This is a genomic window from Synechococcus sp. GFB01, from assembly GCF_001039265.1.
In the GTDB taxonomy this organism is placed as follows: domain Bacteria; phylum Cyanobacteriota; class Cyanobacteriia; order PCC-6307; family Cyanobiaceae; genus NIES-981.
Map to the genome: position 1 here is coordinate 1 of NZ_LFEK01000039.1, position 25727 is coordinate 25727.

Below are 25727 nucleotides of genomic sequence, written 5' to 3' on the forward strand. Positions count from 1 at the left end.
CCCCGTACTCGAATCGCACGCAACCGTTGGCCGTGCCTGTCCTAGTGTGCCGTCCCGCAAATAGCCGGTAGAATATGAAGTGTCTCCTCGGGAGTCGTTTCATGCCGACTGGTCGCCCCATGGCTCCTCTGGAGCTGTCGGCTGATGAGACCAGCCAGCTCCAGAGCCTGGCTGGATCAAGGACCTTGCCGCATTCGATCGTTCAGCGGGCGCAGATCGTGCTGGCCTGCGCTGCTGGTGACACCAACACCGCTGTCGCCAAGCAATTTGGAGTCCGCGGCTCAACGGTGGGCAAATGGCGGCAGCGCTACCTCGATCTGGGCATCGAGGGCCTTCATGACGAACTGCGTCCCGGCCGGCCCCGCACCTACGAGGACGACAAGGTGGCCGAGGTCATCAACCGGGCCCTGCAGACCAAGCCAACCGATGGCAGCACCCACTGGAGCGCTCGGACTTTGGCAGCGGCGACTGGGATCTCAAAGACAACAGTTCACCGCTGGCTGCAGATCTTCTCGGTCCAGCCCCACCGGCAGAAATCGTTCAAGCTCTCCACCGATCCGTTCTTTGTGGAGAAGGTCCGCGACATCGTTGGCCTGTACCTGAACCCGCCGGACAAGGCGATGGTGCTCTGCGTCGACGAGAAGACGCAGATCCAGGCCCTGGACCGCACCCAGCCGCTCCTGCCCATGGGTCTGGGCTACGTGGAAGGCGTCACTCACGACTACATCCGCCACGGCACCACCACCCTGTTCGCGGCTTTGGACGTGGCCACAGGAGAAGTGATCACCCAGTGCAAACCCCGCCACCGGCACCAGGAGTTCCTGGGGTTCCTCAGGCAGATCGAGAAGTCCGTCCCGGAAGATCTGGACGTCCATCTGGTGGTGGACAACACCTGCACCCACAAGCACGCCAAGGTCAGGGCGTGGCTGGCGCAGAGGCCCCGCTTCCACGTGCACTACACGCCCACATACGCCTCCTGGCTGAACCAGGTGGAGCGCTGGTTCGGGATCATCACCCAGCGGGCGATCCGGCGCGGCAGCTTCTCCAGCGTCAAGGAGCTGATCGCCAAGATCGAGCAGTTCGTGGCCGCCTACAACAAGACCAAAGCGCCGTTCAACTGGACCGCAAACGCGGATTCAATCCTGGAGAAGCTCCAGCGACTTTGTTCGCAAATCTCCGGGACGGGACACTAGGAGGCTGCTGAAAAACTGGTCCAGCCGCGGGAGAATGGCCCAACGGCACTGAGCGGATGCGCGGCCAGCAGGAACGCACCGGTCCTCTGTTCTCCTACGTCTCCACAGAAGAGCGGATCCCCAAGGCCCATCCCCTGCGGCAGGTGCGGCGGCTGGCCGATCAAGCCCTCGGATCGCCTCAACCCCACCTTCTGCAGGCTCTCACCCCGAGGTGGGCGCCCCTCGATCCCGCCGGAGCAGCTGCTGCTGGCCCTGTTGCTGCAGGCGATCTACGGCATCCGCTCGGAGCGGATGCTGATCGAGCAACTGGACTACAACCTGCTGTTTCGCTGGTTTGTCGGCCTCAACCCGGACGATCCCGTCTGGCATCCCACCACATTCACCAGAACCGCGACCGGCTGCTCAACGAGGAGCTGATGGCGATGTTCCTGGAGCTGCTGCTGGCCTCGCCGGAGGTCAAGCCGCTGCTGAGCTCCGAGCACTTCTCGGTGGATGGCACCCTGCTGCGGGCCTGGGCCTCGCACAGCTCGCTGGAGCGGATCGACGGAGGCGATGACGATCCGCCACCGCCCAGTGGCGGCAATGGGTTTGGCTCAGGCTCCGCCAAGGGGAAGAAGCGGGCCAAAGGAGATTTCCGCGGTCTGCTGCTCTCCAACCAGACCCACCGCTCCCGCAGTGACGGCGAAGCCGGCTGTTCCGCAAGTCCAATGGCACTGGGGCGTTCCTCAGCTACCTGGGCCATTGCCTCATGGAGAACCGCCATGGCCTGGTGGTGGCCAGCGAGGTGACCCCAGCCGATGGCTACGGCGAGCGTTCGGCAGCGGTGCGGATGGCGAGTTCGCTCCCCGGCGCTCACCAAAAGACACTGGGAGCCGACAAGGGCTACGACACCAGGGATTTTGTCGCCGACGTCCGCTTTGCCGGCATCACGCCGCATGTGGCGCAGAACATTCAGGCGCGTCGCCGCTCCGCCATCGACGGGCGAACCGTTCGGCATCAGGGCTACGGCAAGTCGATCAACGCAAGGAAGCGGATCGAGCAGGTGTTTGGCTGGATCAAACAGGCTGCGGGGCTGCGGCAGCTCAAGGCCCGAGGTCGATCCCGGGTCGGAGCGGTGTTCCGGTTGCATGTGGTGGCCTACAACCTGATCCGTCTGGCCAACCTGCTCAGCCCGAGGGGGGCGCTGGCATGAAACGGGCAAAGCAAGGCGAGAAGGGCAGATCAGGCGCCCGGACCCCCGTGCAGAGGTCCGGAGACCCCGCCCGCTTTGCAGGACAACGCTGCCGATTGGCGCAGCGACGGGCCGGTCAGAACAAGTCGAAGTGGCGAGACTCGGATTGGCTGCTATTTCAGCAGCCTCCTAGGCGTTCCCAGGCAGGGCGGCCCTCCGGTGCTCTGCTAAATGTCCCTAGCGCAGGTCCGGTCGCACCCCGGGCCCATCCCCCGGGATGTCCCAGGCGCAGGGTTTCAACCCAGGTCCACAACGCGCTCTCCCGGCGCCCTCCATTCCCCACTCCACCATGGATTCCATCACCTCCGCTGCGTCTGTTCTGGCCGCTGGCCTGGCTGTCGGCCTCGGTGCCATCGGCCCCGGCATCGGCCAGGGCACCGCAGCTGGCGGCGCCGTTGAAGGCATTGCACGTCAGCCCGAAGCCGAAGGCAAGATCCGCGGCACCCTGCTGCTGTCCCTGGCCTTCATGGAAGCCCTCACCATCTACGGCCTCGTGGTCGCCCTGGTGCTGCTGTTCGCCAACCCTTCGCTGGCTGAAGGTGATCTGAGTGGGCGGAAAGGCAGGGGCAGGGCCCCTGCCTTTCCAGCCCAGACCAGTTCCCTCATCCCCGACCCCGTTCCAGCGCCTTCCCCCCAGCGCCATCCCCACCAGCGCCTCTGTGCCCATGACCAGCTGGCTACTTCTCGGGGCTGCCGACGCCGTGTCCGGCACACCCGCAGGAGGTCTCTTCGACCTCGATGCCACCCTGCCCCTGATGGCGGTTCAGGTGGTTCTTCTCACCTTCATTCTCAATGCCCTGTTCTTCCGTCCCGTCCGGTCGGGCCGTCGAAGAGCGCGAGGGCTACATCGCCACCAGCCGGTCCGAAGCCAAACAGAAGCTGGCCCAGGTGCAGCGTCTGGAAGCGGAACTCACCGAACAGCTCAGGGAGGCGCGTCAGCAGGGTCAGGCCCTGATCCTGGAGGCCGAGCAGGAGGTCGACAAGATCTACCGAGAGGCCCTCGCCGCAGCGCAGGCCGATGCGATCGCCACCCGGGAGAAGGCCCGGCGTGAGATCGAGGCCCAGAAGGACAAGGCCCTCGATTCGCTCAAGGTCGAGGCCGACCGGCTGGGTGCTCTGATCGTTCACCGTCTGCTGGCAGCTCGATGACTCCTCTCCTTTTCACCCATTCCCGGCTGTTCGCCCATGCAGGCGGGTTCGGCATCAACCTCAACCTGCTCGACACCAACCTGATCAACCTGGTCATCGTGATCGGTGTTCTGGTTTGGTTCCTGCGGGGCTTCCTCGGCGGCATCCTCGAGCGCCGCCGCCAGGCCATCCTCGCCGACCTCAGCGATGCCGAGGATCGGCTCAAGGCCGCCAACGCTGCCCTGGCCAAGGCCCAGGGCGATCTGGCTGCCGCACAGCAGAAGGCGGCCCAGATCCTTGCCGATGGCAAGGCTCGTGCCCAGTCAGTGCGCGTCGAGAGTGAGCAGCGCACGATCGAGGAAATGGCGCGCCTCCGGCAGGACGCCGTGGCGGATCTCAATGCGGAGGCGGCCCGCGTCACCGACCTGCTGCGTCGGGAGGCCGCCCGCCAGGCGATCGAGACCGCCCTTGCCACACTCCCCGGCAAGTTGGATGACGCCGCCCAGGCCCGCCTGATCGATCAATCCATCCAATCGCTGGGGAACGGCTGATGCCACTGCTCAACACCATCTCCACGCCGTACGCGGAAGCCCTGCTGCAGGTTGCGGAGTCGCGCCAGGAAACCGATACCGTCGCCGATCAGGTGCGATCGCTGCTGGCCATCTGGAACGAGAGCCCCGAGCTTCGCGCCGCCATGGTCTCGCCCGTGCTGGAGCCGGATGCCAAGAAGGCCGCTCTGCTCTCCCTGTTCGGGGATCAGCTCACGGCTTCCCTGCAGAATCTCCTCAAGCTGCTGGCTGATCGCCAGCGGATCGCCGTGCTCGATGCGGTTCTGATCCGCTTTCTCGAGCTCTATCGGGAGCTGCGGCGCGTCACCCTCGCCCGGGTGATCTCCGCCACGCCTCTGACGGAGGAACAGCAGAAGCAGCTCAACCGCCGCGTCCAGACGATCGCCGGCACCGAATCCGTGGAATTCGACCTTTCGGTCGATCCCGCCCTGATCGGTGGGTTCATCGTGCGCATGGGGTCCCAGGTGATCGACGCCAGCCTCGCCGGTCAGGTTCGACGTCTCGGTCTGTCGCTGGCCAAGGTGGGCTAGCACTCCCCTCCCTACCCCCGCTCTCTCTTCCATCACCTCCCCCTGAGGGGACTACACACCATGGTTTCCATCCGCCCCGACGAGATCAGCGCCATCCTCAAGCAGCAGATTGAGGACTACGACAAGTCTGTTTCGGTCAGCAACGTCGGAACCGTGCTTCAGATCGGCGACGGCATTTCCCGTGTCTATGGCCTGCAGCAGGTGATGGCCGGTGAGCTCGTGCAGTTCGAGGACGGGACCGAAGGCATCGCCCTCAACCTCGAAGACGACAACGTGGGTGTGGTGCTGATGGGCGAAGGCCGCGGCATTCAGGAGGGCAGCACCGTCAAGGCCACCGGCAAGATCGCGTCGGTGCCGGTTGGCGATGCGATGCTCGGCCGCGTGGTCAACTCCCTGGGGCAGCCGATCGACGGCAAGGGTGACATCGCCACCACCGAGACCCGCCTAATCGAGTCGATGCGCCTGGCATCATCCAGCGCAAGTCGGTGCATGAGCCCATGCAAACCGGCATCACCGCCATCGACGCGATGATCCCGATCGGCGCGGCCAGCGCGAGCTGATCATCGGCGACCGCCAGACCGGCAAGACCGCCATCGCGATCGACACGATCATCAACCAGAAGGGCGAAGACGTCGTCTGCGTGTATGTGGCGGTGGGCCAGAAGGCCGCTTCGGTGGCCAACGTGGTGGAGGTGCTGCGTGAGAAGGGTGCCCTCGACTACACGATCGTGGTGGCCGCCAGTGCCTCCGAATCGGCTGCTCTGCAGTACCTGGCCCCCTACACCGGCGCGGCCATCGCCGAGTCGTTCATGTACAAGGGCAAGGCCACCCTGGTGATCTACGACGACCTCACCAAGCAGGCCCAGGCCTACCGTCAGATGTCGCTGCTGCTGCGCCGTCCCCCCGGTCGTGAGGCCTACCCCGGCGACGTTTTCTACTGCCACAGCCGTCTTCTGGAGCGCGCCGCCAAGCTGAGCGACGCGATGGGCAAAGGCTCGATGACCGCCCTGCCGATCATCGAAACCCAGGCCGGAGACGTGTCGGCCTACATCCCGACCAACGTGATCTCGATCACCGATGGCCAGGTGTTCCTGAGCTCCGACCTGTTCAACTCCGGCCTGCGCCCCGCCATCAACGTGGGCATCTCGGTGAGCCGGGTGGGCGGTGCCGCCCAGACCAAGGCCATCAAGAAGATCGCCGGCACGCTGAAGCTGGAGCTCGCCCAGTTCGATGAGCTGGCAGCCTTTTCCCAGTTCGCCTCCGATCTCGACGCCGCCACCCAGGCCCAGCTGCAGCGCGGTAAGCGCTTGCGCGAGATCCTCAAGCAGCCCCAGTTCAGCCCCCTCAACCTGGCTGAGCAGGTGGCCGTGGTCTACGCGGGTGTGAAGGGTCTGATCGACGAGGTGCCGGTGGATTCGGTGGTGCAGTTCTGCCGTGAGCTGCGGGAGTACCTCAAGACCAACAAGGCTGATTTCATCACCAAGGTGATGTCCGAGAAGCAGCTCAGCGACGAAGCTGAAGCGATGCTCAAGGACGCCATCAACGAGGTGAAGTCGACCATGCTCGCCACCGTCTGAGGAGATCACTCAGATGGCCAATCTCAAAGAGATCCGCGACCGCATCAGTTCGGTCAAGAACACCCGCAAGATCACCGAGGCCATGCGCCTGGTGGCGGCCGCCAAGGTGCGCCGCGCCCAGGAGCAGGTGCTGCGCAGCCGGCCCTTCGCCGACCGTCTCGCCCGTGTACTGGAGAACCTCCAGTCGCGGATGCGCTTCGAGGATGTGGATGCTCCGCTGCTCGAGGAGCGTGAGCTGCGCACGATCACCCTGCTCGCGGTGACCGGCGACCGGGGCCTGTGCGGGGGCTACAACGCCAACATCATCAAGCGCACCGAGCAGCGTCACGCCGAGCTCAAGGACCAGGGCTTCGACGTGGACCTCGTGCTGATCGGTCGCAAGGCGATCACCTACTTCCAGAACCGCGCCAGCCAGTACACCATCCGGGCCAGCTTCACCGGCCTGGAGCAGGTGCCGAACGCCTCCGAGGCGATGAAGATCGGCAGCGAGATCCTGGCGGAGTTCCTGTCGGGCTCCACCGACCGGGTGGAGATCATCTTCACCAAGTTCATCAACCTGGTGAGCTCCAGGCCGGTGATCCAGACCCTGCTGCCGCTCGATCCCCAGGGGATCGCGGTGGCCGACGACGAGATCTTCCGGCTCACCACCCGTGAAGGTCAGCTGGTGGTCGAGCCCGGCACCAGCCCAAACGTGGAGCCTCGGCTGCCCTCCGACATCGTGTTCGACCAGAGCCCCGACCAGCTGCTCAACGCCCTGCTGCCGCTGTATCTGGAAAACCAGCTGCTGCGCTCGCTTCAGGAGGCGGCCGCCTCCGAGCTGGCCAGCCGGATGACGGCCATGAACAACGCCNCCTCGGCGAAGGGTGTGGTCACCGTCCCCGCTGTCACATCCAGCACGAGGTTCTTCCAGCTTTCCATCCCCTCGATGCGGTAGAGACCGAGGGCCATGGCGACCAAGACGCAGCTGGTGAACAGGCCGAAGCCGAGCAACAGGCCGATGCCGAGTTCACGGCCCATGCCGGGCACGGAGAGTTCGCTGGCTGATCGCCGTTCCACGACATGGGCGTAGGTCAGAACCACAAGCAGCAGGTTCCCGATCATGAACACGCCCGTCACCAGGGGCAGTAACGGACCCGAGGCGAGGATCAGGGGAACTGAGGTGGTTGTTCCAAACGTCAGAATGTAGGCATTGCCGGACCAATGCACGTAGAACACGAAGTTGTAGAGCACCAGCAGGCTGACGAACGGGTTGCGCAGGATGCGCAGTAACTGACGGGTTCGTGAGTTCATTGTTGTCTCGCCTTGAATGTCCATGGGTGATCATTAATCCGGAACGCTGGCGAGGCTTAGGGAATCTCTGGGCAACAGGGGTTTTAGAAGCAACTGAGGTCCATCTCTCGCCCGGTTGGCCTCTGGTTTGACTCAAAAGCCTCCCTGTCGACGCGCTGCCTCTTTGTCTCCACGCCTTTGGGTGCTGTCGGAGGCCCGATTAGGCCCTACAGGCACTCCACAAGCCGTTCATATCGCCGAAAGCAACAGCCGCCGCGCCAGGAACAGATTCGTCAGCGCAGCAATCACGTTGACCTTGCAGCGATTCTTGGCCATTCCTCGCAGTCGGGTCTTCTGGAATCCGAACTGCTGCTTGATCACGCGAAACGGGTGCTCGACCTTGGCGCGGATGTGCGCTTTGGCCGCCTCGATCAGATCCAGCAGTCTGCCCTCTGCAGTGTCAGGCAATGCCCGGCGTTTGCCTGGTCGCATCGCCACGTGAAACGTCGTTGTCTTGCTCGCCATCTCGTGTCTCTTGGCAATGCCTTGGTAGCCGGCATCGCCGTAAACCACCTTCTCATCACCATGCAGCAGCTCGGCAGCTGGGGTGAGATCGTGAACGTTGGCAGCCGTGGTGACGACTGAGTGGATCAGGCCTGAGTCCTTGTCGACTCCGATATGGACTTTCATCCCGTGGTACCACTGGTTGCCCTTCTTGGTCTGGTGCATCTCAGGATCCCGCTTCCCCTCTTTGTTCTTGGTGGAACTGGGAGCGGCGATCAAGGTGGCATCCACGATCGTGCCCTGGCGCATCGTCATACCCCGCGCACTGAGGTGGGCTTTGACGGTCCCAAAGATCTGCTCGCCGAGCTCATGCTTCTCAAGCAGGTGGCGAAAGGTCAGGATCGTGGTCTCATCAGGGATCCGGTCGCTGACCAGATCGATGCCGGCAAAGCGGCGCATGGTGGGCACCTCGATCAGGGCCTCTTCCATGGCGGGATCGCTGAGGGAGTACCACTGCTGCAGCAGATGAATGCGCAGCATCGTCATCAGTGGGTACGGAGGTCTCCCACCCTTCTTGCTGGTTTTGGGGTAATGCGGTTCGATCAGCGCGATGAGGTCATCCCAGGGCACAACGACCTCCATCTCCGCAAGGAACTTCTCGCGCTTGGTCTGCTTCTTGGCGGTTGCCTGCTCGTAGTCAGAGAAGCCAAGTTGCTTGCCGCCCATCAATCCAGCCCTAGCCTGCATTCACAGGCCAATTCTCGCCTGGACTGCCCTGGTTTCCCAGAAGTCTCCCTAGGCGTTCCCAGGCAGGGCGGCCCTCCGGTGCTCTGCTAAATGTCCCTAGCGCAGGTCCGGTCGCACCCCGGGCCCATCCCCCGGGATGTCCCAGGCGCAGGGTTTCAACCCAGGTCCACAACGCGCTCTCCCGGCGCCCTCCATTCCCCACTCCACCATGGATTCCATCACCTCCGCTGCGTCTGTTCTGGCCGCTGGCCTGGCTGTCGGCCTCGGTGCCATCGGCCCCGGCATCGGCCAGGGCACCGCAGCTGGCGGCGCCGTTGAAGGCATTGCACGTCAGCCCGAAGCCGAAGGAAGATCCGCGGCACCCTGCTGCTGTCCCTGGCTTCATGGAAGCCCTCACCATCTACGGCCTCGTGGTCGCCCTGGTGCTGCTGTTCGCCAACCCCTTCGCTGGCTGAAGGTGATCTGAGTGGGCGGAAAGGCAGGGGCAGGGCCCCTGCCTTTCCAGCCCAGACCAGTTCCCTCATCCCCGACCCGTTCCAGCGCCTTCCCCCAGCGCCATCCCCACCAGCGCCTCTGTGCCCATGACCAGCTGGCTACTTCTCGGGGCTGCCGACGCCGTGTCCGGCACACCCGCAGGAGGTCTCTTCGACCTCGATGCCACCCTGCCCCTGATGGCGGTTCAGGTGGTTCTTCTCACCTTCATTCTCAATGCCCTGTTCTTCCGTCCGTCGTCGGGCCGTCGAAGAGCGCGAGGGCTACATCGCCACCAGCCGGTCCGAAGCCAAACAGAAGCTGGCCCAGGTGCAGCGTCTGGAAGCGGAACTCACCGAACAGCTCAGGGAGGCGCGTCAGCAGGGTCAGGCCCTGATCCTGGAGGCCGAGCAGGAGGTCGACAAGATCTACCGAGAGGCCCTCGCCGCAGCGCAGGCCGATGCGATCGCCACCCGGGAGAAGGCCCGGCGTGAGATCGAGGCCCAGAAGGACAAGGCCCTCGATTCGCTCAAGGTCGAGGCCGACCGGCTGGGTGCTCTGATCGTTCACCGTCTGCTGGCAGCTCGATGACTCCTCTCCTTTTCACCCATTCCCGGCTGTTCGCCCATGCAGGCGGGTTCGGCATCAACCTCAACCTGCTCGACACCAACCTGATCAACCTGGTCATCGTGATCGGTGTTCTGGTTTGGTTCCTGCGGGGCTTCCTCGGCGGCATCCTCGAGCGCCGCCGCCAGGCCATCCTCGCCGACCTCAGCGATGCCGAGGATCGGCTCAAGGCCGCCAACGCTGCCCTGGCCAAGGCCCAGGGCGATCTGGCTGCCGCACAGCAGAAGGCGGCCCAGATCCTTGCCGATGGCAAGGCTCGTGCCCAGTCAGTGCGCGTCGAGAGTGAGCAGCGCACGATCGAGGAAATGGCGCGCCTCCGGCAGGACGCCGTGGCGGATCTCAATGCGGAGGCGGCCCGCGTCACCGACCTGCTGCGTCGGGAGGCCGCCCGCCAGGCGATCGAGACCGCCCTTGCCACACTCCCCGGCAAGTTGGATGACGCCGCCCAGGCCCGCCTGATCGATCAATCCATCCAATCGCTGGGGAACGGCTGATGCCACTGCTCAACACCATCTCCACGCCGTACGCGGAAGCCCTGCTGCAGGTTGCGGAGTCGCGCCAGGAAACCGATACCGTCGCCGATCAGGTGCGATCGCTGCTGGCCATCTGGAACGAGAGCCCGAGCTTCGCGCCGCCATGGTCTCGCCCGTGCTGGAGCCGGATGCCAAGAAGGCCGCTCTGCTCTCCCTGTTCGGGGATCAGCTCACGGCTTCCCTGCAGAATCTCCTCAAGCTGCTGGCTGATCGCCAGCGGATCGCCGTGCTCGATGCGGTTCTGATCCGCTTTCTCGAGCTCTATCGGGAGCTGCGGCGCGTCACCCTCGCCCGGGTGATCTCCGCCACGCCTCTGACGGAGGAACAGCAGAAGCAGCTCAACCGCCGCGTCCAGACGATCGCCGGCACCGAATCCGTGGAATTCGACCTTTCGGTCGATCCCGCCCTGATCGGTGGGTTCATCGTGCGCATGGGGTCCCAGGTGATCGACGCCAGCCTCGCCGGTCAGGTTCGACGTCTCGGTCTGTCGCTGGCCAAGGTGGGCTAGCACTCCCCCTCCCTACCCCCGCTCTCTCTTCCATCACCTCCCCCTGAGGGGACTACACACCATGGTTTCCATCCGCCCCGACGAGATCAGCGCCATCCTCAAGCAGCAGATTGAGGACTACGACAAGTCTGTTTCGGTCAGCAACGTCGGAACCGTGCTTCAGATCGGCGACGGCATTTCCCGTGTCTATGGCCTGCAGCAGGTGATGGCCGGTGAGCTCGTGCAGTTCGAGGACGGGACCGAAGGCATCGCCCTCAACCTCGAAGACGACAACGTGGGTGTGGTGCTGATGGGCGAAGGCCGCGGCATTCAGGAGGGCAGCACCGTCAAGGCCACCGGCAAGATCGCGTCGGTGCCGGTTGGCGATGCGATGCTCGGCCGCGTGGTCAACTCCCTGGGGCAGCCGATCGACGGCAAGGGTGACATCGCCACCACCGAGACCCGCCTAATCGAGTCGATGGCGCCTGGCATCATCCAGCGCAAGTCGGTGCATGAGCCCATGCAAACCGGCATCACCGCCATCGACGCGATGATCCCGATCGGGCGCGGCCAGCGCGAGCTGATCATCGGCGACCGCCAGACCGGCAAGACCGCCATCGCGATCGACACGATCATCAACCAGAAGGGCGAAGACGTCGTCTGCGTGTATGTGGCGGTGGGCCAGAAGGCCGCTTCGGTGGCCAACGTGGTGGAGGTGCTGCGTGAGAAGGGTGCCCTCGACTACACGATCGTGGTGGCCGCCAGTGCCTCCGAATCGGCTGCTCTGCAGTACCTGGCCCCCTACACCGGCGCGGCCATCGCCGAGTCGTTCATGTACAAGGGCAAGGCCACCCTGGTGATCTACGACGACCTCACCAAGCAGGCCCAGGCCTACCGTCAGATGTCGCTGCTGCTGCGCCGTCCCCCCGGTCGTGAGGCCTACCCCGGCGACGTTTTCTACTGCCACAGCCGTCTTCTGGAGCGCGCCGCCAAGCTGAGCGACGCGATGGGCAAAGGCTCGATGACCGCCCTGCCGATCATCGAAACCCAGGCCGGAGACGTGTCGGCCTACATCCCGACCAACGTGATCTCGATCACCGATGGCCAGGTGTTCCTGAGCTCCGACCTGTTCAACTCCGGCCTGCGCCCCGCCATCAACGTGGGCATCTCGGTGAGCCGGGTGGGCGGTGCCGCCCAGACCAAGGCCATCAAGAAGATCGCCGGCACGCTGAAGCTGGAGCTCGCCCAGTTCGATGAGCTGGCAGCCTTTTCCCAGTTCGCCTCCGATCTCGACGCCGCCACCCAGGCCCAGCTGCAGCGCGGTAAGCGCTTGCGCGAGATCCTCAAGCAGCCCCAGTTCAGCCCCCTCAACCTGGCTGAGCAGGTGGCCGTGGTCTACGCGGGTGTGAAGGGTCTGATCGACGAGGTGCCGGTGGATTCGGTGGTGCAGTTCTGCCGTGAGCTGCGGGAGTACCTCAAGACCAACAAGGCTGATTTCATCACCAAGGTGATGTCCGAGAAGCAGCTCAGCGACGAAGCTGAAGCGATGCTCAAGGACGCCATCAACGAGGTGAAGTCGACCATGCTCGCCACCGTCTGAGGAGATCACTCAGATGGCCAATCTCAAAGAGATCCGCGACCGCATCAGTTCGGTCAAGAACACCCGCAAGATCACCGAGGCCATGCGCCTGGTGGCGGCCGCCAAGGTGCGCCGCGCCCAGGAGCAGGTGCTGCGCAGCCGGCCCTTCGCCGACCGTCTCGCCCGTGTACTGGAGAACCTCCAGTCGCGGATGCGCTTCGAGGATGTGGATGCTCCGCTGCTCGAGGAGCGTGAGCTGCGCACGATCACCCTGCTCGCGGTGACCGGCGACCGGGGCCTGTGCGGGGGCTACAACGCCAACATCATCAAGCGCACCGAGCAGCGTCACGCCGAGCTCAAGGACCAGGGCTTCGACGTGGACCTCGTGCTGATCGGTCGCAAGGCGATCACCTACTTCCAGAACCGCGCCAGCCAGTACACCATCCGGGCCAGCTTCACCGGCCTGGAGCAGGTGCCGAACGCCTCCGAGGCGATGAAGATCGGCAGCGAGATCCTGGCGGAGTTCCTGTCGGGCTCCACCGACCGGGTGGAGATCATCTTCACCAAGTTCATCAACCTGGTGAGCTCCAGGCCGGTGATCCAGACCCTGCTGCCGCTCGATCCCCAGGGGATCGCGGTGGCCGACGACGAGATCTTCCGGCTCACCACCCGTGAAGGTCAGCTGGTGGTCGAGCCCGGCACCAGCCCAAACGTGGAGCCTCGGCTGCCCTCCGACATCGTGTTCGACCAGAGCCCCGACCAGCTGCTCAACGCCCTGCTGCCGCTGTATCTGGAAAACCAGCTGCTGCGCTCGCTTCAGGAGGCGGCCGCCTCCGAGCTGGCCAGCCGGATGACGGCCATGAACAACGCCAGCGACAACGCCAAGCGCTCGCCAAGACCCTCACCCTCGACTACAACAAGGCGCGCCAGGCCGCCATCACCCAGGAGATCCTCGAGGTGGTGGGCGGTGCCTCGGCGATGAGCTGAGCCACCGGCTCATTCCCGTTCGGCAAGACGAATCCCCGGCATCCCGAGTCGGTCGACGCACCCTGTGCGTCCACGACCGCCTCGGGAATCCAGCGCAGCTGTGCTGTTCAGGAGCTGCCGGCAGGGTGGCAGGGAGCGTCGGTCGACAGTCCCTCAGCGTTCCGGTTCAGGGGTGCTGGGATGCTGGGGATCCGTGCCCCGGCAGCCCGCCATGCCCCTGCCCCTGCCAGCCCCGGGCCCGCTGGTGATCCAGCCCCTGTTCCCGGTGGCGCTGGGGCAGGTGCAGCTGCGTCCCGACCCGCTCGAACTGGCGCTGCAGCTGCAGTGTCTGCATGGGTTGCGTGGTGAATCGGGCAGCAACCCCGATCCCGGCTGCGCCTGGACCGGCGACCTTAACGGCGTCTGGCAGCTGCACCGCCAGCCCGCCTTCACGGCCCTGGTGAGCAGCATCGCAGAGCACGCCCACGCCTATCTGGCCCGGCTGGGCTTCGATCCGACCCGGGTGGCCCTGCACCTGCAGCGCTGCTGGCCGGTGCTGAGCGAGCCCGGGCAGGTCGTGGGTCGCCACCATCACCCCAACGCCCACCTCAGCGCCGTCTACTACCTCAGCGGTGATGGCAGCGGCAGCTGCGGTTGCCTTCGCTTCTGGCCCCGGCAGCAGGTGAATGAACTGGTGCCGGGCCTGGCCGTGGGCCNTGGAGGGCCCCTGGAGGGGTCGGCTTGGCTGCAGCCCTGGGTGGATGTGGGGCCGCGGGCGGGGCNGCTGCTCCTGTTCCCCTCCTGTCTGGATCACGCCGTGCTGACCAATGACGACAGCGAGGATCTTCGGGCCTCGATCAGCATCGATTTCGTGCTCACAGCCCGGGCTGGGGACCCCGATCCGCCCGAGTACCTCGCTCCTCACCCCGATCAATGGCAGGAGCTCTGAACTGGGAAGATGGAGCGGTTGCCGACCTGTCCCGTGAGCGAACCCACCACCTTCACGATCACCGCTGAAGTTGATGGGACCACCCACAGCTTTCCCTGCCGCAGCGATCAGACGGTGCTGGCAGCTGCCGAAGCGGCCGGCGTGCTGCTGCCCAGTTCCTGCTGCTCCGGCGTCTGCACCACCTGCGCCGCCCTGCTCAGCGAGGGCTCGGTGCACCAGCCCGATGCGATGGGCGTGAAGGCGGAGCTGCAGCAGCAGGGTTATGCCCTGCTGTGTGTGGCCTTCCCCCGCAGTGATCTGAAGCTCAGGGCGGGCATGGAGGATGCCCTCTACGAAGCCCAGTTCGGCCAGTACCAGAAATGAGGCTGGTACGCCTGGCGCTCGAGCTGCCGCGCCGCCCGGCACCGCTGCGTCCCCGGATCGAGGCGGCGTTGCAGGGGGCTGGCCTGCCGCTGCGGTGGGCGATCACCGGCGTGGACGCCGATCAGCTGCAGATCGAGGCGGTGGTGATGGAGACCGACCGAGCGGTCTGAGTGGTGAGCGCCGCCCCCCTGCCCACCCTGCTGGTGATTCCGACCGGCATCGGCTGCGCCATCGGCGGTTATGCCGGCGATGCCCTGCCGGTGGCACGCCTGCTGGCGGCGGCCAGCGGCTGCCTGATCACCCACCCCAATGTGATGAATGGCGCCTCCCTCTACTGGAGCGATCCGGATATTCACTACGTGGAGGGCTGGGCCCTCGATCGCTTCGCTGCGGGCGCCCTGGCCCTGCGGCCGGTGCGGCGCCAGCGGGTGGGGCTGCTGCTGGATGCGGCCCTCGACGAGGAGCAGCGCTGGCGGCATCTCCAGGTGGCCGATGCCTGCCGGGCCACGCTGGGGCTGGAGATCGGTCCGGTGCTCAGCACCGATGCCCCGCTCGAGGTGACCCTGGAGCTGGGGGCCAGCGGTGCCAGCTGGGGACGCCTCGGCCGGCCGGATGCCCTGCTGCGGGCCGGCGAACGGCTGCAGCAGGCCGGCGCCACCGCCATCGCCGTGGTGGCCCGCTTCCCCGAGGATCCGGAGAGCGAGGCGCTGGCCGCCTACAGGGGGGAGGCGGCGTGGACGTGCTGGCCGGTGCCGAGGCCGTGATCAGTCACCTGCTCAGCCATCATCTCGGCCTCCCCTGCGCCCATGCACCGGCCCTCACTCCGCTGCCGCTCAATCCTGACCTCGACCCCCGCGCCGCCGCCGAGGAACTCGGCACCACCTTCCTGCCCTGTGTGCTGGTGGGTCTCAGCCGCGCCCCGGATCTGATCGCCTGGCCGCCTGATCCGGGGTCGATGGCGCAGGGGCTGCCCGAGAGCTTCGATCCAGCGCTGCTGCGTCCCGACGCGATCGGCGCCCTGGTGGTGCCGGAGGGGGCCCTGGGCGGCGCGGCGGTGCTGGCCTGCGCCGAGCGCGGCGTGCCCCTGATCGCCGTGGTCAATCCCAGTGTGCTTGACGTGACGGCCGCGGCATTGGAACTGGAGGTGCTGCCGGCCGCCAGCTACAGCGAGGCCGCCGGCCTGGTGCTGGCTCTGCGCCACGGTGTCGCCCCGTCGGCCCTGGGGCGGCCCCTGCACGCTCTTCAGCCCCGGTGATAGGGCCCACCCTGCAGGATCGTTTGGGCCCGGTAGAGCTGCTCCAGCAGCAGCAGCCGGGCGAGCTCGTGGGGCAAGGTGAGCGGGGAGAGACTCAACCGCCAGCTGGCTTCGCTGCGCAGGTCCGGTGCCAGCCCTTCGCTGCCGCCGATGGCGAAGGCCAGCCGGTTCGCTCCCCCTGTCGATTGCTGCTCCGCCAGGCGCGCGGCCAGATCCACCGACCCCAGGCACTGCCCCTCCTCCGTGAGGACCACCAGCTGCTCGTCGGGTCGCAGGGCCGCGCGGATCGCCGCCGCCTCCCGTTCCGGGGTTGCGTTCCTTAGCTCCACGACCTCCAGACCAGGCAGACGCCGGCGGTAGAGAGCGATGCCGTCCCGCAGCCAGGCCTTGCGCACCTTGCCCACGGCCAGAATCCGGATCCGGGCGAGGCTCAGCATCAGCGCAGGCAGGCCATCGGGTGGCGTTGGCTGACGTTGAGGGCCCGCGCCACTTCGGGATGACACACCGAACCTGCAACGGTGTTGAGGCCCGACACCAGTTCCGGCCGGTCGGCGACCGCTTCGGCCAGGCCCCGCCCCGCCATCACCAGGATGTAGGGCAGGGTCACGCTCACCAGCGCTTCGGTGGCGGTGAACGGCACGGCGCCGGGCATGTTGCCGACGGCGTAGTGCTGCACGCCATGAAGCGTGTGCACCGGATCGGTGTGGGTCGTTTCGCGACTGGTGGCGATGCAGCCGNCCTGGTCGATCGCCACGTCGATGATCACCGAGCCAGCCTGCATCTGCCGCACCAGGTCCGCGCTCACCAGGCTGGGGGCGCGGCCGCCNGGGNTCAGCACGGCGCCGATCACCAGGTCGGCCGAGGGCACCAGGCGCTCGATCAGGGAGCCGCTGCTCACCAGGCTCACCAGGCGGCCGCGGCGGTCGACCTCCAGCTGGCGGAGGCGCTGCGGGGAGCGGTCGAGCAGAAAGACCTCGGCGTCCATCGCCGCGGCGATCCGGGCCGCGTTCCAACCCACGCTGCCGGCACCGAGCACCACCACCCGTGCCGGTCGCACACCGGTGCAGCCGCCCATCAGGATGCCACGGCCGCCGTGAGGCTTCTCCAGCAGGTGGGCCCCCACCTGAGCGGCGATGCGGCCGGCGATCTCACTCATCGGGATCAGCAGCGGCAGGGACCCGTCATCGAGCTGCACCGTCTCGAGGGCCACGGCCGTGGTGCCGGCCTCCAGCAGGGCCCGGCCCACCTCGGTGTAGGCGGCCAGGTGGAGGTATGTGAACAGCACCAGATCGGAGCGCAGGAAGCCGAATTCCTCCGGCTGCGGTTCCTTCACCTTCACCACCAGATGGGCGCCCCAGGCCTCCTCACGGCTCGTGAGGCGGGCGCCGGCAGCGGCGAAGGCCGCATCGCCGATCCCGGCGCCCAGCCCTGCCCCCTCCTGAACGCGCACCTCCATGCCCTGGTTCACGAGTTCCCGCACGGCATCGGGGGTGAGGGCGACGCGCCGCTCGTCGCGCTTGATCTCGGTGGGCACACCGATGCTCGCCATCGGGGCGGCCAGGGGGTCAGAACTGCCGGAGGCGGCCATCGCTGCGGCGCGGGGAACCGATGCCAGCCTGACTCAGGCCGCGGCGATCGGCATGCGCCAGCCGCTTCCGAAGGCCCGGCTGGTGAGCTTCAGCACCGGTGCCGCCTGGCGCCGCTTGAACTCGGCCCGTCTCAGCAGGCGCATCACCCCTTCCACCAGGCCGGCGTCGCAGCCGGCCGCCACCATCTCCTCGACGCTGCGCTGCTCCTCCACCAGGGCCACGAGCAGCGGATCGAGCACCGCGTAGTCGGGCAGGCTGTCGCTGTCGCGCTGGTCAGGGCGGAGCTCGGCGCTGGGGGGTTTGGTGCGGATCGCCCGGCCGATCAGCTCACCGGCCTCCGGCAGGCCCAGGTCGCGGCGGCAGGCGGCCGCGGCGGCTGAATCGAGCCAGGCGCAGAGTTCGAACACACGGGTCTTGTAGAGGTCACCGATCACCGCCAGGCCACCGTTCATGTCGCCGTAGAGGGTGCAGTACCCCACCGCCAGCTCGCTCTTGTTGCCGGTGGAGAGCAGCAGGCGGCCCTGTTGGTTGGCCACCGCCATCAGCAGCGTGCCGCGGATGCGCGACTGCAGGTTCTCCGCCGTGAGGCCCGCCGGCGCCTGGCCCAGAGCCGGGGTGAGCACCCCGTCGTAGGCCGTCATCAGGGTGGCGATCGGCAGCGTGTGCGTGGGGATCCCGAGCCGTTCGGCCAGGGCCCCGGCATCGCTCAGCGAGCCGGCTGAACTCCAGGGTGAGGGCATCAGCAGAGCCCGCACCTGCTGCGGCCCCAGGGCCGCCGCCGCGATCACCGCCACGAGCGCCGAGTCGATGCCGCCGCTGAGGCCCAGCAGGGCCTGCTCGAAACCGCACTTGCGGGCGTAGTCGCGCACGCCCAGCACGAGGGCGCGCAGCAGCTGTTCGTCGTCCGACGGAACGGAGCCGCCGGCAGGGGGGCTGGCTGCCGCTGCCGACCAGAGGCCCACCTCCTCGCGGCAGCAGCTCAGCTGGTGACAGATCCGGCCGGCGGCATCCACCACGAAGCTGGCGCCGTCGAACACCAGTTCGTCGTTCCCCCCCACCTGGTTCACGTAGACCACGGGACAGGAGAGCCGCTTGGCGGCTCTGGCCGCAAGGCGATGGCGCAGGGCCAGCTTGGCCTGGCCGAACGGCGAGGCCGAGAGGTTGAGCAGCAGGTCGACACGGCGCGGCAGCAACGCGGCGACGGGATCGGGGCCGGCCAGGCGATGGCCCTGCAGCTCCTCCTCCACCCAGAGGTCCTCGCAGATGGTGAGGCCCAGGCGCCAGAGGCGGCCATCGCGCTCCAGCTCGAGCAGCGAGGTCTCGCTGGCCGGGCGGAAATAGCGCCGCTCATCGAACACGTCGTAACTGGGCAGCAGCTGCTTGCGCGCCACCACCCGCCAGCGGCCGCTCTGCACCAGCGCCAGGGCGTTGTGCAGGCTCGGCCGGCGCCGCTCGCCGCTGTCCTCGGCCAGGCCCACCAGCAGGGCCAGCGGGGGTCGAGCTGCTCCAGGTCGGCGGCGAGTTGATCGAGCGCCTGGCGCTGGGCCCTCAGACGCGCGGGGCTCAGCAGCAGGTCGCGCGGGGGGTAGCCCCAGAGGGAGAGCTCCGGCGTGACCACCAGGTCGGCTGCCTGGGCCTGCGCTTCCCGGCAGGCCGCCAGGATGCGTCTGCCGTTGCCGGCCAGGTCCCCCACCAGGGGGTTGAGCTGGGCCAGGGCGAGGCGCATCGGGGCGGGATCAGGGGCGGGCGAGCCCGTAGAGATTGTGCTGCAGCAGCACCGGCCACACCGCTGCAGGGATCTGCCGGGGGTCCGGCCGCTGGCGCAGTTCGGAGCTAGCGCTGGCCGGGATGGCCAGAGGCAGCACCTCCAGCCGGGCGCCGAGGGCCTCGAGGGCGAGCAGATCGGCGGGCCGCAGGGGCCAGCCGGCCCGGGGCACGATCACCAGCCGACAGCGCTCGAGCACGGCTTCGACCTGCTTCCAGCGGGGGATCTGCCCCACCAGGTCGCTGCCGACCACGAACGCCAGCTCGGCTTCGGGCCAGCGGGCTGCGGCCCGCTCCAGGGTGGTGATCGCCCATGGGCTGCTGAGCTCCTGAGCCAGTTCCAGGTGAGGGTCGGCGATGCTTCGCACCAGAGCCGTGAGCAGGGCGGCGCGCTCGCACAGGGAGGCGCCGTGGTGCTTCATCGGGTTGTCGCTGGCCCAGGTCACCACGCGGGGGAAGCGCTGCAGCAGTCCCTCCAGCAGGGCCTGGTGGCCGCGGGTGGGTGGGTCGGCGCTGCTGCCCAGCAGGGCGATCGGCCCCGCCGCGCGGTCGCGGCCCGGTGCGTTCACGGCAGCAGGGCCGGCAGGGTTGCCGCCACCTCCTCGACGCCGGCCTGAGCGGCCAGGGGGGAGCCCCCGAGCCAGCGGCGGAGCTCCGGGTCGCTCTGGGCCAGTCGACGCAGCAGGCTGCCGGGACGGCCGCCGCGCTGGGCTGTGCGCAACAGTTCGGCTGCGGCCAGGCGGCCGGTGCGGCGGGTGGTGTGCACCGCCAGGGCCGCCTGGGCCATGGCGACCGGTGCCGCTGGCGCAAGGCTGAGGCCCCCGCTGAAGGGGGCTGCCAGCAACAGCAGCTGGCGCAGGCCGGAGAGCAGCAGCTGGATGGCCAGCTGGCTGCCTCCGAGCAGGGCGTTCTGGCCGGAGAGTCGGGCCAGCAGGGCCCGGGCGCCGCTGGTCTGCATCGGGATGCCATAGAGCCGGCAGAGCTGCAGCACCAGAGCGGTGTCGCAGGCCAGGCCGCCGGCCAGATCGAGCAGCAGCAGCGGATTGGCGGCCACGCCGGTGGCCTTGAGGGCGGCGAAACGGCCGATCAGCCCCTGAGCGCTGCGGCGACTATGGCGCAGCCGCTCCTGCAGCAGCAGCTGGTGAAAGCGGTCGGCGGCGCGCAGGGCGTTGAGCGCCAGCAGCGTGTCGCCCTGCTCGGCGAGCAGGGTCAGCAGGCGCCGGCGCAGGGGTTCGACCTCCGGCGCGCCGGCCTCGCTGCGCACCCGGCCGTCGGCCAGCAGCCGAGGCCGGTGCGGGCCGCCGCCACGGTCAGCAGCTCGAGGCTGCGGGCCTCGGGCGGCAGGCGCCGCCGGATGCTGTTCAGCAGGGCGGCGCGCTCGTCCTTGGGCCAGCAGTCGCAGCGATTGAGCACGAGCAGCAGCGGTTTGCCGCTGCCCAGGAGCACAGCGAGGGCCTCCGCCTCCACACGGCTGAGGTCGCCATCCAGCACCAGCAGCACCAGGTCGGCCGCCAGGGCCACCCGGGCGGCCAGGCGGGCCCGACCGGGGGCATCGACTTCATCGATCCCCGGCGTATCGACCAGTTCCACCCGGCCGAGGCCAGCGATCGCCTGCTGCCAGGCGATGCCTTGCCTGCGGCGCGTGCAGCCATGGGCCACGTCGGTGGCGAAGGCGGGCTCGCCCAGCAGGGCGTTGAGCAGGCTCGACTTGCCCACCCCCACCCGGCCGAACGCCGCCACATGCAGGTGGCCCTGCTCAAGCCGCTGCAGTTGCTGGTCGAGCCAGTGAAGCGGGCCGGCCAGCAGGGTGCGTTCGCGCCCGCTGAGCTGCAGGCCTGCCCGCCAGTTGCGCAGCAGCAGGCGGCTGCGTTCGGCCGCACCGGGGGGACGCGGGGCTCATGGCGAGGCGACCTGGCCCCCGGTGCCGGGCTTCTCCTCGTTTGGTCCAGTGGGGCGCGGCCGCCACCAGCCCGCCAGCACCGCCAGCACCGCCTCGGCGCTGATCATCCCCACGAAGCCGCCGAATTCATCCACCACCACGCGCACGCCGCCGCTGTTGCGGCGGAAGCCGGCCAGCAGCCGGTCGGCACGGATCATCTCCGGCACGAATTCCACCGGCTCGCTGAGCTCCGCGGGGGTGAGCAGGCCCTGGCCCTGCACCAGGGCGGTGAGCAGACGCTCGCGGCTGGCCACCCCCAGGATCTCGTCCACTTCCTCTCCCAGCACCACCCACCATTCGCCGGCGTTGGCCAGCAGATCGGCGCGCAACACATCCAGCCGGGCAGCCCCCGGCAGGGTGGGGGCCGAAACCCGTGGCGTCATCAGATCGCGGGCCGTGAGGTCGTTGAGCTGGAACACCTTGGCGATCATCGCCGCCTCGTCGGCCTCGATCTGGCCCTTCTGGGAGCCCAGCCGGGCCAGCAGGCGGATCTCCTCCTCATCGGTGTGGATCTCGTTCTCGGCGCTGATCGCCGGCAGCAGCCGCTCCAGCAGCAGCACCAGCGGCAGCATCAGCGCCGCCACCAGCGCCAGGGCCGGGGCGGTGGCCAGGGCCACCGGCAGGGCCAGGCGACTGCCGAAGGCCTTTGGCAGGATCTCGCCCAGCAGGATCACCAGCACGGTGAGCCCCACCGAGAACAGCGGCAGGGCGATGGCCTCGACGCCGTGATGGGAGAACACCTGGGCCGCCAGCCCGCCCAGCATCAGGCTGCCGAAGATGTTGAAGCCGTTGTTGCCGATCACCAGCACCGAGAGGGTGCGGCCGAGCCGCTGGCGCAGTCGCTCCAGCTGCCGGGCCCCGCGCACCGGCCTGGGGCCACTGGCCAGCTGGTGGAGCTTCACGGGGTTGACGCTCAGCAGGGCCGCCTCCACCCCGGAGCAGAGGGCCGAGCCCGCGATCACCACTACCACCAGCAGGGCCAGGGCCAACAGGTCGTTCATGCCACCGGGGGGGTCATTCAGCTGGTGATGCCGTGGGCCGTACCCCTATTTAATCGGCCGGGCCAGACTGCTTCCCACGTGTGCGTGAACCGGCGTGTCGGTGGACCAGATGCTGGATCAGGAGTTGGATCGGACGATCCATGCCCAGCGGAGAGTTCGCTTTCTCGAGCAGCTCGGAGGCGCCGCTGCGGTGATCCCCGCCGCCCCGCTGGTCACCCACCACGCCGATTGTGAGTGGCCGTTCCGTCAGAACAGCGACTTCTGGTATCTCACCGGTTTCGATGAGCCCGATGCGGTGGCCCTCTTCCTGCCGCACCGGCCTGAAGGAGAGCGGTATGTGCTGTTCGTGACGCCGCGGGAGNCCAGCGCCGAGGTGTGGACGGGCTTCCGCTGGGGCACCGAGGGAGCGGTGGCTGAGTTCGGCGCCGACATCGCCCATCCCCTGGCCGAGCTGGAAACGCGCCTGGCCGACTATCTGCAGGGGGCGGAGGGCATCGCCTTCCGCGTCGGCAGGCACCCGGCGGTGGAGCCTCTGGTGCTCGCCGCCTGGGCCCGCCAGCTCGACCGCGCTCCCCGCAGCGGTCACGCAGCCCTCGGCCTGGTGGCCCCCTGCCCGATCCTGCACGCCCTGCGGCTGCGCAAGGAGCCCGGCGAACTGGAGCGGCTGCGGCAGGCCTGCCGCATCTCGGCCGAGGCCCACGAGCTGGCCCGCCAGGTGGCCCGGCCCGGTCTCAACGAGCGTCAGGTGCAGGCGGTGATCGAGCAGCACTTCCTCGAGCAGGGTGCCCGCGGTCCCGCCTACGGCTCGATCGTCGCCGGCGGCGACAACGCCTGCGTGCTGCACTACACCGCCAACAACGCCCCGCTGCGCGACGGCGACCTGCTGCTGATCGACGCCGGCTGCTCCCTGAGCGACTACTACAACGGCGACATCACCCGCACCTTCCCGATCAACGGCCGCTTCTCGGGCGAGCAGCGGGCCCTCTACGAGCTGGTGCTGGCGGCCCAGGAGGCGGCGGTGGCCGCGGTGGCGCCCGGCTTCACCGCCGAGGGGGTGCACGACACCGCACTGCGGGTGCTGGTGGATGGGTTGCTGGAGCTGGGGCTGCTGCGCGGCGAGCGCGACGGGATCATCGAGCGGGGCGCCTACCGCCACCTCTACATGCACCGCACCGGCCACTGGCTGGGGCTCGATGTTCATGATGTGGGCGCCTACCGGCTCGGTGAGCATCACGTTCGCCTGGAGCCCGGCATGGTGCTCACCGTGGAGCCCGGCCTCTACGTGAGCGACCGGCTGCCGCTGCCGGAGGGGCAGCCGGCGATCGACGAGCGCTGGAGGGGGATCGGCATCCGCATCGAGGACGACGTGGCCGTGAGCGAGCGAGGGCACGAGGTGCTCACCGCCGCGGCGCTCAAGGCGCCGGCCGCGATGGAGCGCTGAGCTGCTGCAGCAGCGCCGGCGTGCTGGGCATCACCGCATCGGCTCCGGCCTCGAGCAGCCGCCTTTCGTAGGCCGCCCGGGCTTCGGGACGATCGTGCAGGTGCGGCGGGGCCACCGCCAGGGCCAGGAAGCGCTGGTTTGGGCAGGCCTGTCGGGCGTTCACCACGGTGAGCACATCGGCGACCGTGTCGCCAGGTAGGCCACCGGCGGGGCCTGGGGGCCCAGCGCGCACCCGGTCAGCTCGGCGGCCAGCCGCAGCAGGCCGGCGGGATCCGGCTTGTCCGGGGCGTCGCCCATGGCGATCAGGGGCGGTGCCTCCAGCCCCAGCCGCCGCTCCAGCACGAAGCGGGCGGAGGGTGGCTCGGCGCCGCTCACGAAGCCGAAGGCCACCCCCGCGGCCTGCAGCGCGGTGAAAAGGAGGGCTCGACGAGCAGGGGTTCATCCCCGATGAAGCCGCGCCAGAGCCCTGGATCCCCTTCCGGATCGCCGCCGAAGTAGAAGGCTTCGAAAACGCGCACCAGCTCCTCGAAGGCAGGGAGGGGGCTGTGTCCCCTGCGCCGCAGCAGTTCCATCGAAGCCTCCCAGTCGTTGTTCCAGCGGCCTTCGCTCTTGAGGCTGTCGATGGCGGCGGCATCCGGCCGGTTGCCCTGGAAATGGTGCACCGTTTCGACGATCGCCCGCCGATAGCTGCCGCTCACATCACGGATCACGCCGTCGATGTCGAACAGCGCCACGGCCTGAGGGACGGTGGAGGCGGGCATCAGGTCGTGGCATCGGATTCGAACCGGTCGCTGGCCGCCTGGGTGGCGTCGCAGCCGAACAGCGCGGCGGCGAGCTCCGGATTGATCGTGAAGGTGTCGAGGCCGGCCGCGGTCAGACGGCTGAGCTCCTCGGTGCGCCGCAGGCTGGCCACCAGCAGCCGCACCGGCGAGCGCAGACCCTTGAGGCTCCGCTGCATCGCGATCACGTCTGCCTGGCCATCCCGCCCCTGATCGCAGATCCGGCCGAGGTAGGGGGCGATGTAGCGCACCCCCAGGGCGGCGGCGATCAGCACCTGGTGGGGTTCGTAGCAGGCGGTGAAAGTGACCGGGATGCCCTCCCCCAGCAGCTCGCGGGCCACCGCGGCCCCCTGGCGGGTGACCGGCAGCTTGACCACGATCCGCCCGGGTGCCAGGGCGGCCAGGGCTTCACCGCACTCCCGCATCGCCGCTGCGGAGCCACCCCAGGCCTGCAGCTGCAGCTCCTCGATGCCGTGGGCCAGGGCCGTGCGGCTGAGCTGGGCCAGCCGCTCGAGGCTGCAGGGCTGGCCGGCCCGGCGGAGCAGGGTGGGGTTGGTGGTCACCCCATGGAAGAGGCCGCTGGGGAGCCACTGCTGCCAGTGCGCGGGATCGGCTGAGTCGAGAAACAGCCGCAGAGTCATGGCCGGCCTGGGGCACTGGTAGGTTAGTCGTTTGCTCCGTGGTCCTGAGCGCCGACACCATGACAGCCAGCGAGACAGCCATCCCCACGGCCGCCAGCGACGAGGCCGAGCTGAGCGCAGCTGCCGAGGCCCCGCAGGAGGGGCGCCCGGTCCTGCGGGGGGGCAGTGCGGCCCTGGCCACGGCCACCATCGATGAGGATGGAGTTCCCTCCGGCTACACCCCCAAGGCCGATGAGGGGCGTTTTCTGCTGAAGATTCTCTGGCTGCCCGACAACGTCGCGCTGGCGGTGGATCAGATCGTGGGCGGCGGCCCCAGCCCCCTCACCGCCTATTTCTTCTGGCCTCGCGAGGACGCCTGGGAAACCCTCAAGACCGAGCTCGAAGCCAAGAGCTGGATCACCGACAACGAGCGCGTCGAGATCCTCAACAAGGCCACCGAGGTGATCAATTACTGGCAGGAGGAGGGCAAGGGCAAGAGCCTTGACCAGGCCAAGGCCAAGTTCCCCGACGTGACCTTCTGCGGTACCGCCTGAGCCTGAGTCGTTCAGCCTGACGGAAGCATCCGGAGCGCGCCCGAGAGGGGCGCTTCTCATGGG

The 25727-nt window shown here is 68.0% G+C and carries 17 protein-coding genes and 12 pseudogenes; 20 read left to right on the forward strand and 9 right to left on the reverse strand.

Going from position 1 to position 25727, the window contains the following annotated elements; genetic code table 11:
• Window positions 1-101: 101 nt before the first annotated feature.
• The 8 genes and pseudogenes from SYNGFB01_RS06420 to SYNGFB01_RS06450 all read left to right on the forward strand — a co-directional run bounded on the left by SYNGFB01_RS06420 (window position 102) and on the right by SYNGFB01_RS06450 (window position 7161).
• Entirely contained in the window at window positions 102-1193 is a 1092-nt protein-coding gene (locus tag SYNGFB01_RS06420) for an IS630 family transposase (protein WP_048017406.1), read from the forward strand.
• 56 nt (window positions 1194-1249) lie between these two features.
• A pseudogene (locus SYNGFB01_RS06425) lies at window positions 1250-2385 on the forward strand (IS5 family transposase).
• Between the two features lie 328 nt (window positions 2386-2713).
• A pseudogene (gene atpE / locus SYNGFB01_RS13175) lies at window positions 2714-2950 on the forward strand (ATP synthase F0 subunit C); the annotation flags it as partial.
• Window positions 2951-3089: 139 nt separating this feature from the next.
• Window positions 3090-3573 (forward strand): annotated as a pseudogene (locus SYNGFB01_RS06430) (F0F1 ATP synthase subunit B').
• Window positions 3570-4103 carry a F0F1 ATP synthase subunit B gene (locus SYNGFB01_RS06435; protein ID WP_048017407.1) on the forward strand — a complete coding sequence of 178 codons (534 nt, stop codon included), beginning with the start codon at window positions 3570-3572 and terminating at the stop codon, window positions 4101-4103. The pseudogene SYNGFB01_RS06430 and the gene SYNGFB01_RS06435 overlap by 4 nt, the downstream one beginning before the upstream one ends.
• Complete coding sequence (gene atpH, locus SYNGFB01_RS06440) at window positions 4103-4651, forward strand: ATP synthase F1 subunit delta (protein ID WP_048017408.1); 549 nt, start codon at window positions 4103-4105, stop codon at window positions 4649-4651. The genes SYNGFB01_RS06435 and atpH (SYNGFB01_RS06440) overlap by 1 nt, the downstream gene beginning before the upstream one ends.
• Window positions 4652-4711: 60 nt before the next feature.
• A pseudogene (gene atpA / locus SYNGFB01_RS06445) lies at window positions 4712-6227 on the forward strand (F0F1 ATP synthase subunit alpha).
• Between the two features lie 13 nt (window positions 6228-6240).
• Window positions 6241-7161, forward strand: a complete 921-nt coding sequence (locus SYNGFB01_RS06450) for a F0F1 ATP synthase subunit gamma (protein WP_082325910.1) — start codon at window positions 6241-6243, stop codon at window positions 7159-7161.
• Window positions 7162-7745: 584 nt separating this feature from the next.
• Here the strand turns inward: SYNGFB01_RS06450 and SYNGFB01_RS06455 are convergent.
• A complete protein-coding gene (locus tag SYNGFB01_RS06455; RefSeq protein ID WP_048017409.1) occupies window positions 7746-8726 on the reverse strand; it encodes an IS5 family transposase in 981 nt (326 codons plus the stop codon).
• A gap of 229 nt (window positions 8727-8955) precedes the next feature.
• Between SYNGFB01_RS06455 and atpE (SYNGFB01_RS06460) the strand changes: the two are divergent.
• The 10 genes and pseudogenes from atpE (SYNGFB01_RS06460) to SYNGFB01_RS06500 all read left to right on the forward strand — a co-directional run bounded on the left by atpE (SYNGFB01_RS06460) (window position 8956) and on the right by SYNGFB01_RS06500 (window position 15977).
• Window positions 8956-9202 (forward strand): annotated as a pseudogene (gene atpE, locus SYNGFB01_RS06460) (ATP synthase F0 subunit C).
• A 126-nt stretch (window positions 9203-9328) separates the two neighbouring features.
• A pseudogene (locus SYNGFB01_RS06465) lies at window positions 9329-9809 on the forward strand (F0F1 ATP synthase subunit B').
• Window positions 9806-10339 carry a F0F1 ATP synthase subunit B gene (locus SYNGFB01_RS06470; protein WP_048017407.1) on the forward strand — a complete coding sequence of 178 codons (534 nt, stop codon included), beginning with the start codon at window positions 9806-9808 and terminating at the stop codon, window positions 10337-10339. The pseudogene SYNGFB01_RS06465 and the gene SYNGFB01_RS06470 overlap by 4 nt, the downstream one beginning before the upstream one ends.
• Window positions 10339-10886 (forward strand): annotated as a pseudogene (gene atpH / locus SYNGFB01_RS06475) (ATP synthase F1 subunit delta). The gene SYNGFB01_RS06470 and the pseudogene atpH (SYNGFB01_RS06475) overlap by 1 nt, the downstream one beginning before the upstream one ends.
• A gap of 61 nt (window positions 10887-10947) precedes the next feature.
• Window positions 10948-12465, forward strand: a complete 1518-nt coding sequence (gene atpA / locus SYNGFB01_RS06480; RefSeq protein ID WP_048017410.1) for a F0F1 ATP synthase subunit alpha — start codon at window positions 10948-10950, stop codon at window positions 12463-12465.
• A 13-nt stretch (window positions 12466-12478) separates the two neighbouring features.
• A pseudogene (locus SYNGFB01_RS06485) lies at window positions 12479-13431 on the forward strand (F0F1 ATP synthase subunit gamma).
• A 211-nt stretch (window positions 13432-13642) separates the two neighbouring features.
• Window positions 13643-14359, forward strand: coding sequence for a TIGR02466 family protein (locus SYNGFB01_RS06490; RefSeq protein WP_048017411.1), 717 nt, complete (start codon window positions 13643-13645; stop codon window positions 14357-14359).
• A gap of 9 nt (window positions 14360-14368) precedes the next feature.
• Entirely contained in the window at window positions 14369-14722 is a 354-nt protein-coding gene (locus SYNGFB01_RS06495; protein ID WP_200900071.1) for a 2Fe-2S iron-sulfur cluster binding domain-containing protein, read from the forward strand.
• Complete coding sequence (locus tag SYNGFB01_RS14875; RefSeq protein WP_200900072.1) at window positions 14719-14892, forward strand: hypothetical protein; 174 nt, start codon at window positions 14719-14721, stop codon at window positions 14890-14892. The genes SYNGFB01_RS06495 and SYNGFB01_RS14875 overlap by 4 nt, the downstream gene beginning before the upstream one ends.
• Window positions 14893-14895: 3 nt before the next feature.
• Window positions 14896-15977, forward strand: a pseudogene (locus SYNGFB01_RS06500) (DUF3326 domain-containing protein).
• Here the strand turns inward: SYNGFB01_RS06500 and SYNGFB01_RS06505 are convergent.
• The 6 genes and pseudogenes from SYNGFB01_RS06505 to SYNGFB01_RS06530 all read right to left on the reverse strand — a co-directional run bounded on the left by SYNGFB01_RS06505 (window position 15965) and on the right by SYNGFB01_RS06530 (window position 22270).
• The gene (locus tag SYNGFB01_RS06505; protein WP_048017418.1) at window positions 15965-16411 is read right to left on the reverse strand and encodes a 23S rRNA (pseudouridine(1915)-N(3))-methyltransferase RlmH; all 447 of its coding nucleotides are present in this window, start codon (window positions 16409-16411) and stop codon (window positions 15965-15967) included. The pseudogene SYNGFB01_RS06500 and the gene SYNGFB01_RS06505 overlap by 13 nt on opposite strands.
• A 2-nt stretch (window positions 16412-16413) precedes the next feature.
• Complete coding sequence (ald, locus tag SYNGFB01_RS06510) at window positions 16414-17526, reverse strand: alanine dehydrogenase (protein WP_369795502.1); 1113 nt, start codon at window positions 17524-17526, stop codon at window positions 16414-16416.
• A gap of 72 nt (window positions 17527-17598) precedes the next feature.
• Window positions 17599-19292: pseudogene (locus tag SYNGFB01_RS06515) on the reverse strand (NAD+ synthase).
• 10 nt (window positions 19293-19302) lie between these two features.
• Window positions 19303-19899 carry a nicotinate-nucleotide adenylyltransferase gene (locus tag SYNGFB01_RS06520; protein WP_048017413.1) on the reverse strand — a complete coding sequence of 199 codons (597 nt, stop codon included), beginning with the start codon at window positions 19897-19899 and terminating at the stop codon, window positions 19303-19305.
• Window positions 19896-21190: pseudogene (locus tag SYNGFB01_RS06525) on the reverse strand (GTP-binding protein). The gene SYNGFB01_RS06520 and the pseudogene SYNGFB01_RS06525 overlap by 4 nt, the downstream one beginning before the upstream one ends.
• 36 nt (window positions 21191-21226) lie before the next feature.
• The gene (locus tag SYNGFB01_RS06530) at window positions 21227-22270 is read right to left on the reverse strand and encodes a CNNM domain-containing protein (RefSeq protein WP_048017414.1); all 1044 of its coding nucleotides are present in this window, start codon (window positions 22268-22270) and stop codon (window positions 21227-21229) included.
• Between the two features lie 109 nt (window positions 22271-22379).
• Here SYNGFB01_RS06530 and SYNGFB01_RS06535 point away from each other — a divergent pair, with 109 nt between their 5' ends.
• Entirely contained in the window at window positions 22380-23711 is a 1332-nt protein-coding gene (locus tag SYNGFB01_RS06535) for an aminopeptidase P N-terminal domain-containing protein (RefSeq protein ID WP_048017419.1), read from the forward strand.
• On the opposite strand, the pseudogene SYNGFB01_RS06540 reads toward SYNGFB01_RS06535, so the two are convergent.
• Window positions 23683-24421: pseudogene (locus tag SYNGFB01_RS06540) on the reverse strand (TIGR01548 family HAD-type hydrolase). The gene SYNGFB01_RS06535 and the pseudogene SYNGFB01_RS06540 overlap by 29 nt on opposite strands.
• Before the next feature lie 50 nt (window positions 24422-24471).
• Window positions 24472-25131: a transaldolase family protein gene (locus SYNGFB01_RS06545; RefSeq protein WP_048017415.1), complete on the reverse strand. Its 660-nt coding sequence runs from the start codon at window positions 25129-25131 to the stop codon at window positions 24472-24474.
• A gap of 59 nt (window positions 25132-25190) precedes the next feature.
• Between SYNGFB01_RS06545 and SYNGFB01_RS06550 the strand changes: the two genes are divergently transcribed.
• The gene (locus tag SYNGFB01_RS06550) at window positions 25191-25664 is read left to right on the forward strand and encodes a 30S ribosomal protein PSRP-3 (protein WP_152669563.1); all 474 of its coding nucleotides are present in this window, start codon (window positions 25191-25193) and stop codon (window positions 25662-25664) included.
• The last annotated feature ends 63 nt before the right edge of the window (window positions 25665-25727 follow it).

Excerpts from the sequence above, each read along its gene's own strand:
- SYNGFB01_RS06420 (WP_048017406.1), top strand. The coding sequence starts at position 102 with ATGCCGACTGGTCGCCCCATGGCTCCTCTGGAGCTGTCGGCTGATGAG.
- SYNGFB01_RS06435 (WP_048017407.1), top strand. The coding sequence starts at position 3,570 with ATGACTCCTCTCCTTTTCACCCATTCCCGGCTGTTCGCCCATGCAGGC.
- atpH (WP_048017408.1), top strand. The coding sequence starts at position 4,103 with ATGCCACTGCTCAACACCATCTCCACGCCGTACGCGGAAGCCCTGCTG.
- SYNGFB01_RS06455 (WP_048017409.1), bottom strand. The coding sequence starts at position 8,726 with ATGGGCGGCAAGCAACTTGGCTTCTCTGACTACGAGCAGGCAACCGCC.
- SYNGFB01_RS06470 (WP_048017407.1), top strand. The coding sequence starts at position 9,806 with ATGACTCCTCTCCTTTTCACCCATTCCCGGCTGTTCGCCCATGCAGGC.
- atpA (WP_048017410.1), top strand. The coding sequence starts at position 10,948 with ATGGTTTCCATCCGCCCCGACGAGATCAGCGCCATCCTCAAGCAGCAG.
- SYNGFB01_RS06495 (WP_200900071.1), top strand. The coding sequence starts at position 14,369 with ATGGAGCGGTTGCCGACCTGTCCCGTGAGCGAACCCACCACCTTCACG.
- SYNGFB01_RS14875 (WP_200900072.1), top strand. The coding sequence starts at position 14,719 with ATGAGGCTGGTACGCCTGGCGCTCGAGCTGCCGCGCCGCCCGGCACCG.
- SYNGFB01_RS06530 (WP_048017414.1), bottom strand. The coding sequence starts at position 22,270 with ATGAACGACCTGTTGGCCCTGGCCCTGCTGGTGGTAGTGGTGATCGCG.
- SYNGFB01_RS06545 (WP_048017415.1), bottom strand. The coding sequence starts at position 25,131 with ATGACTCTGCGGCTGTTTCTCGACTCAGCCGATCCCGCGCACTGGCAG.
- SYNGFB01_RS06550 (WP_152669563.1), top strand. The coding sequence starts at position 25,191 with ATGACAGCCAGCGAGACAGCCATCCCCACGGCCGCCAGCGACGAGGCC.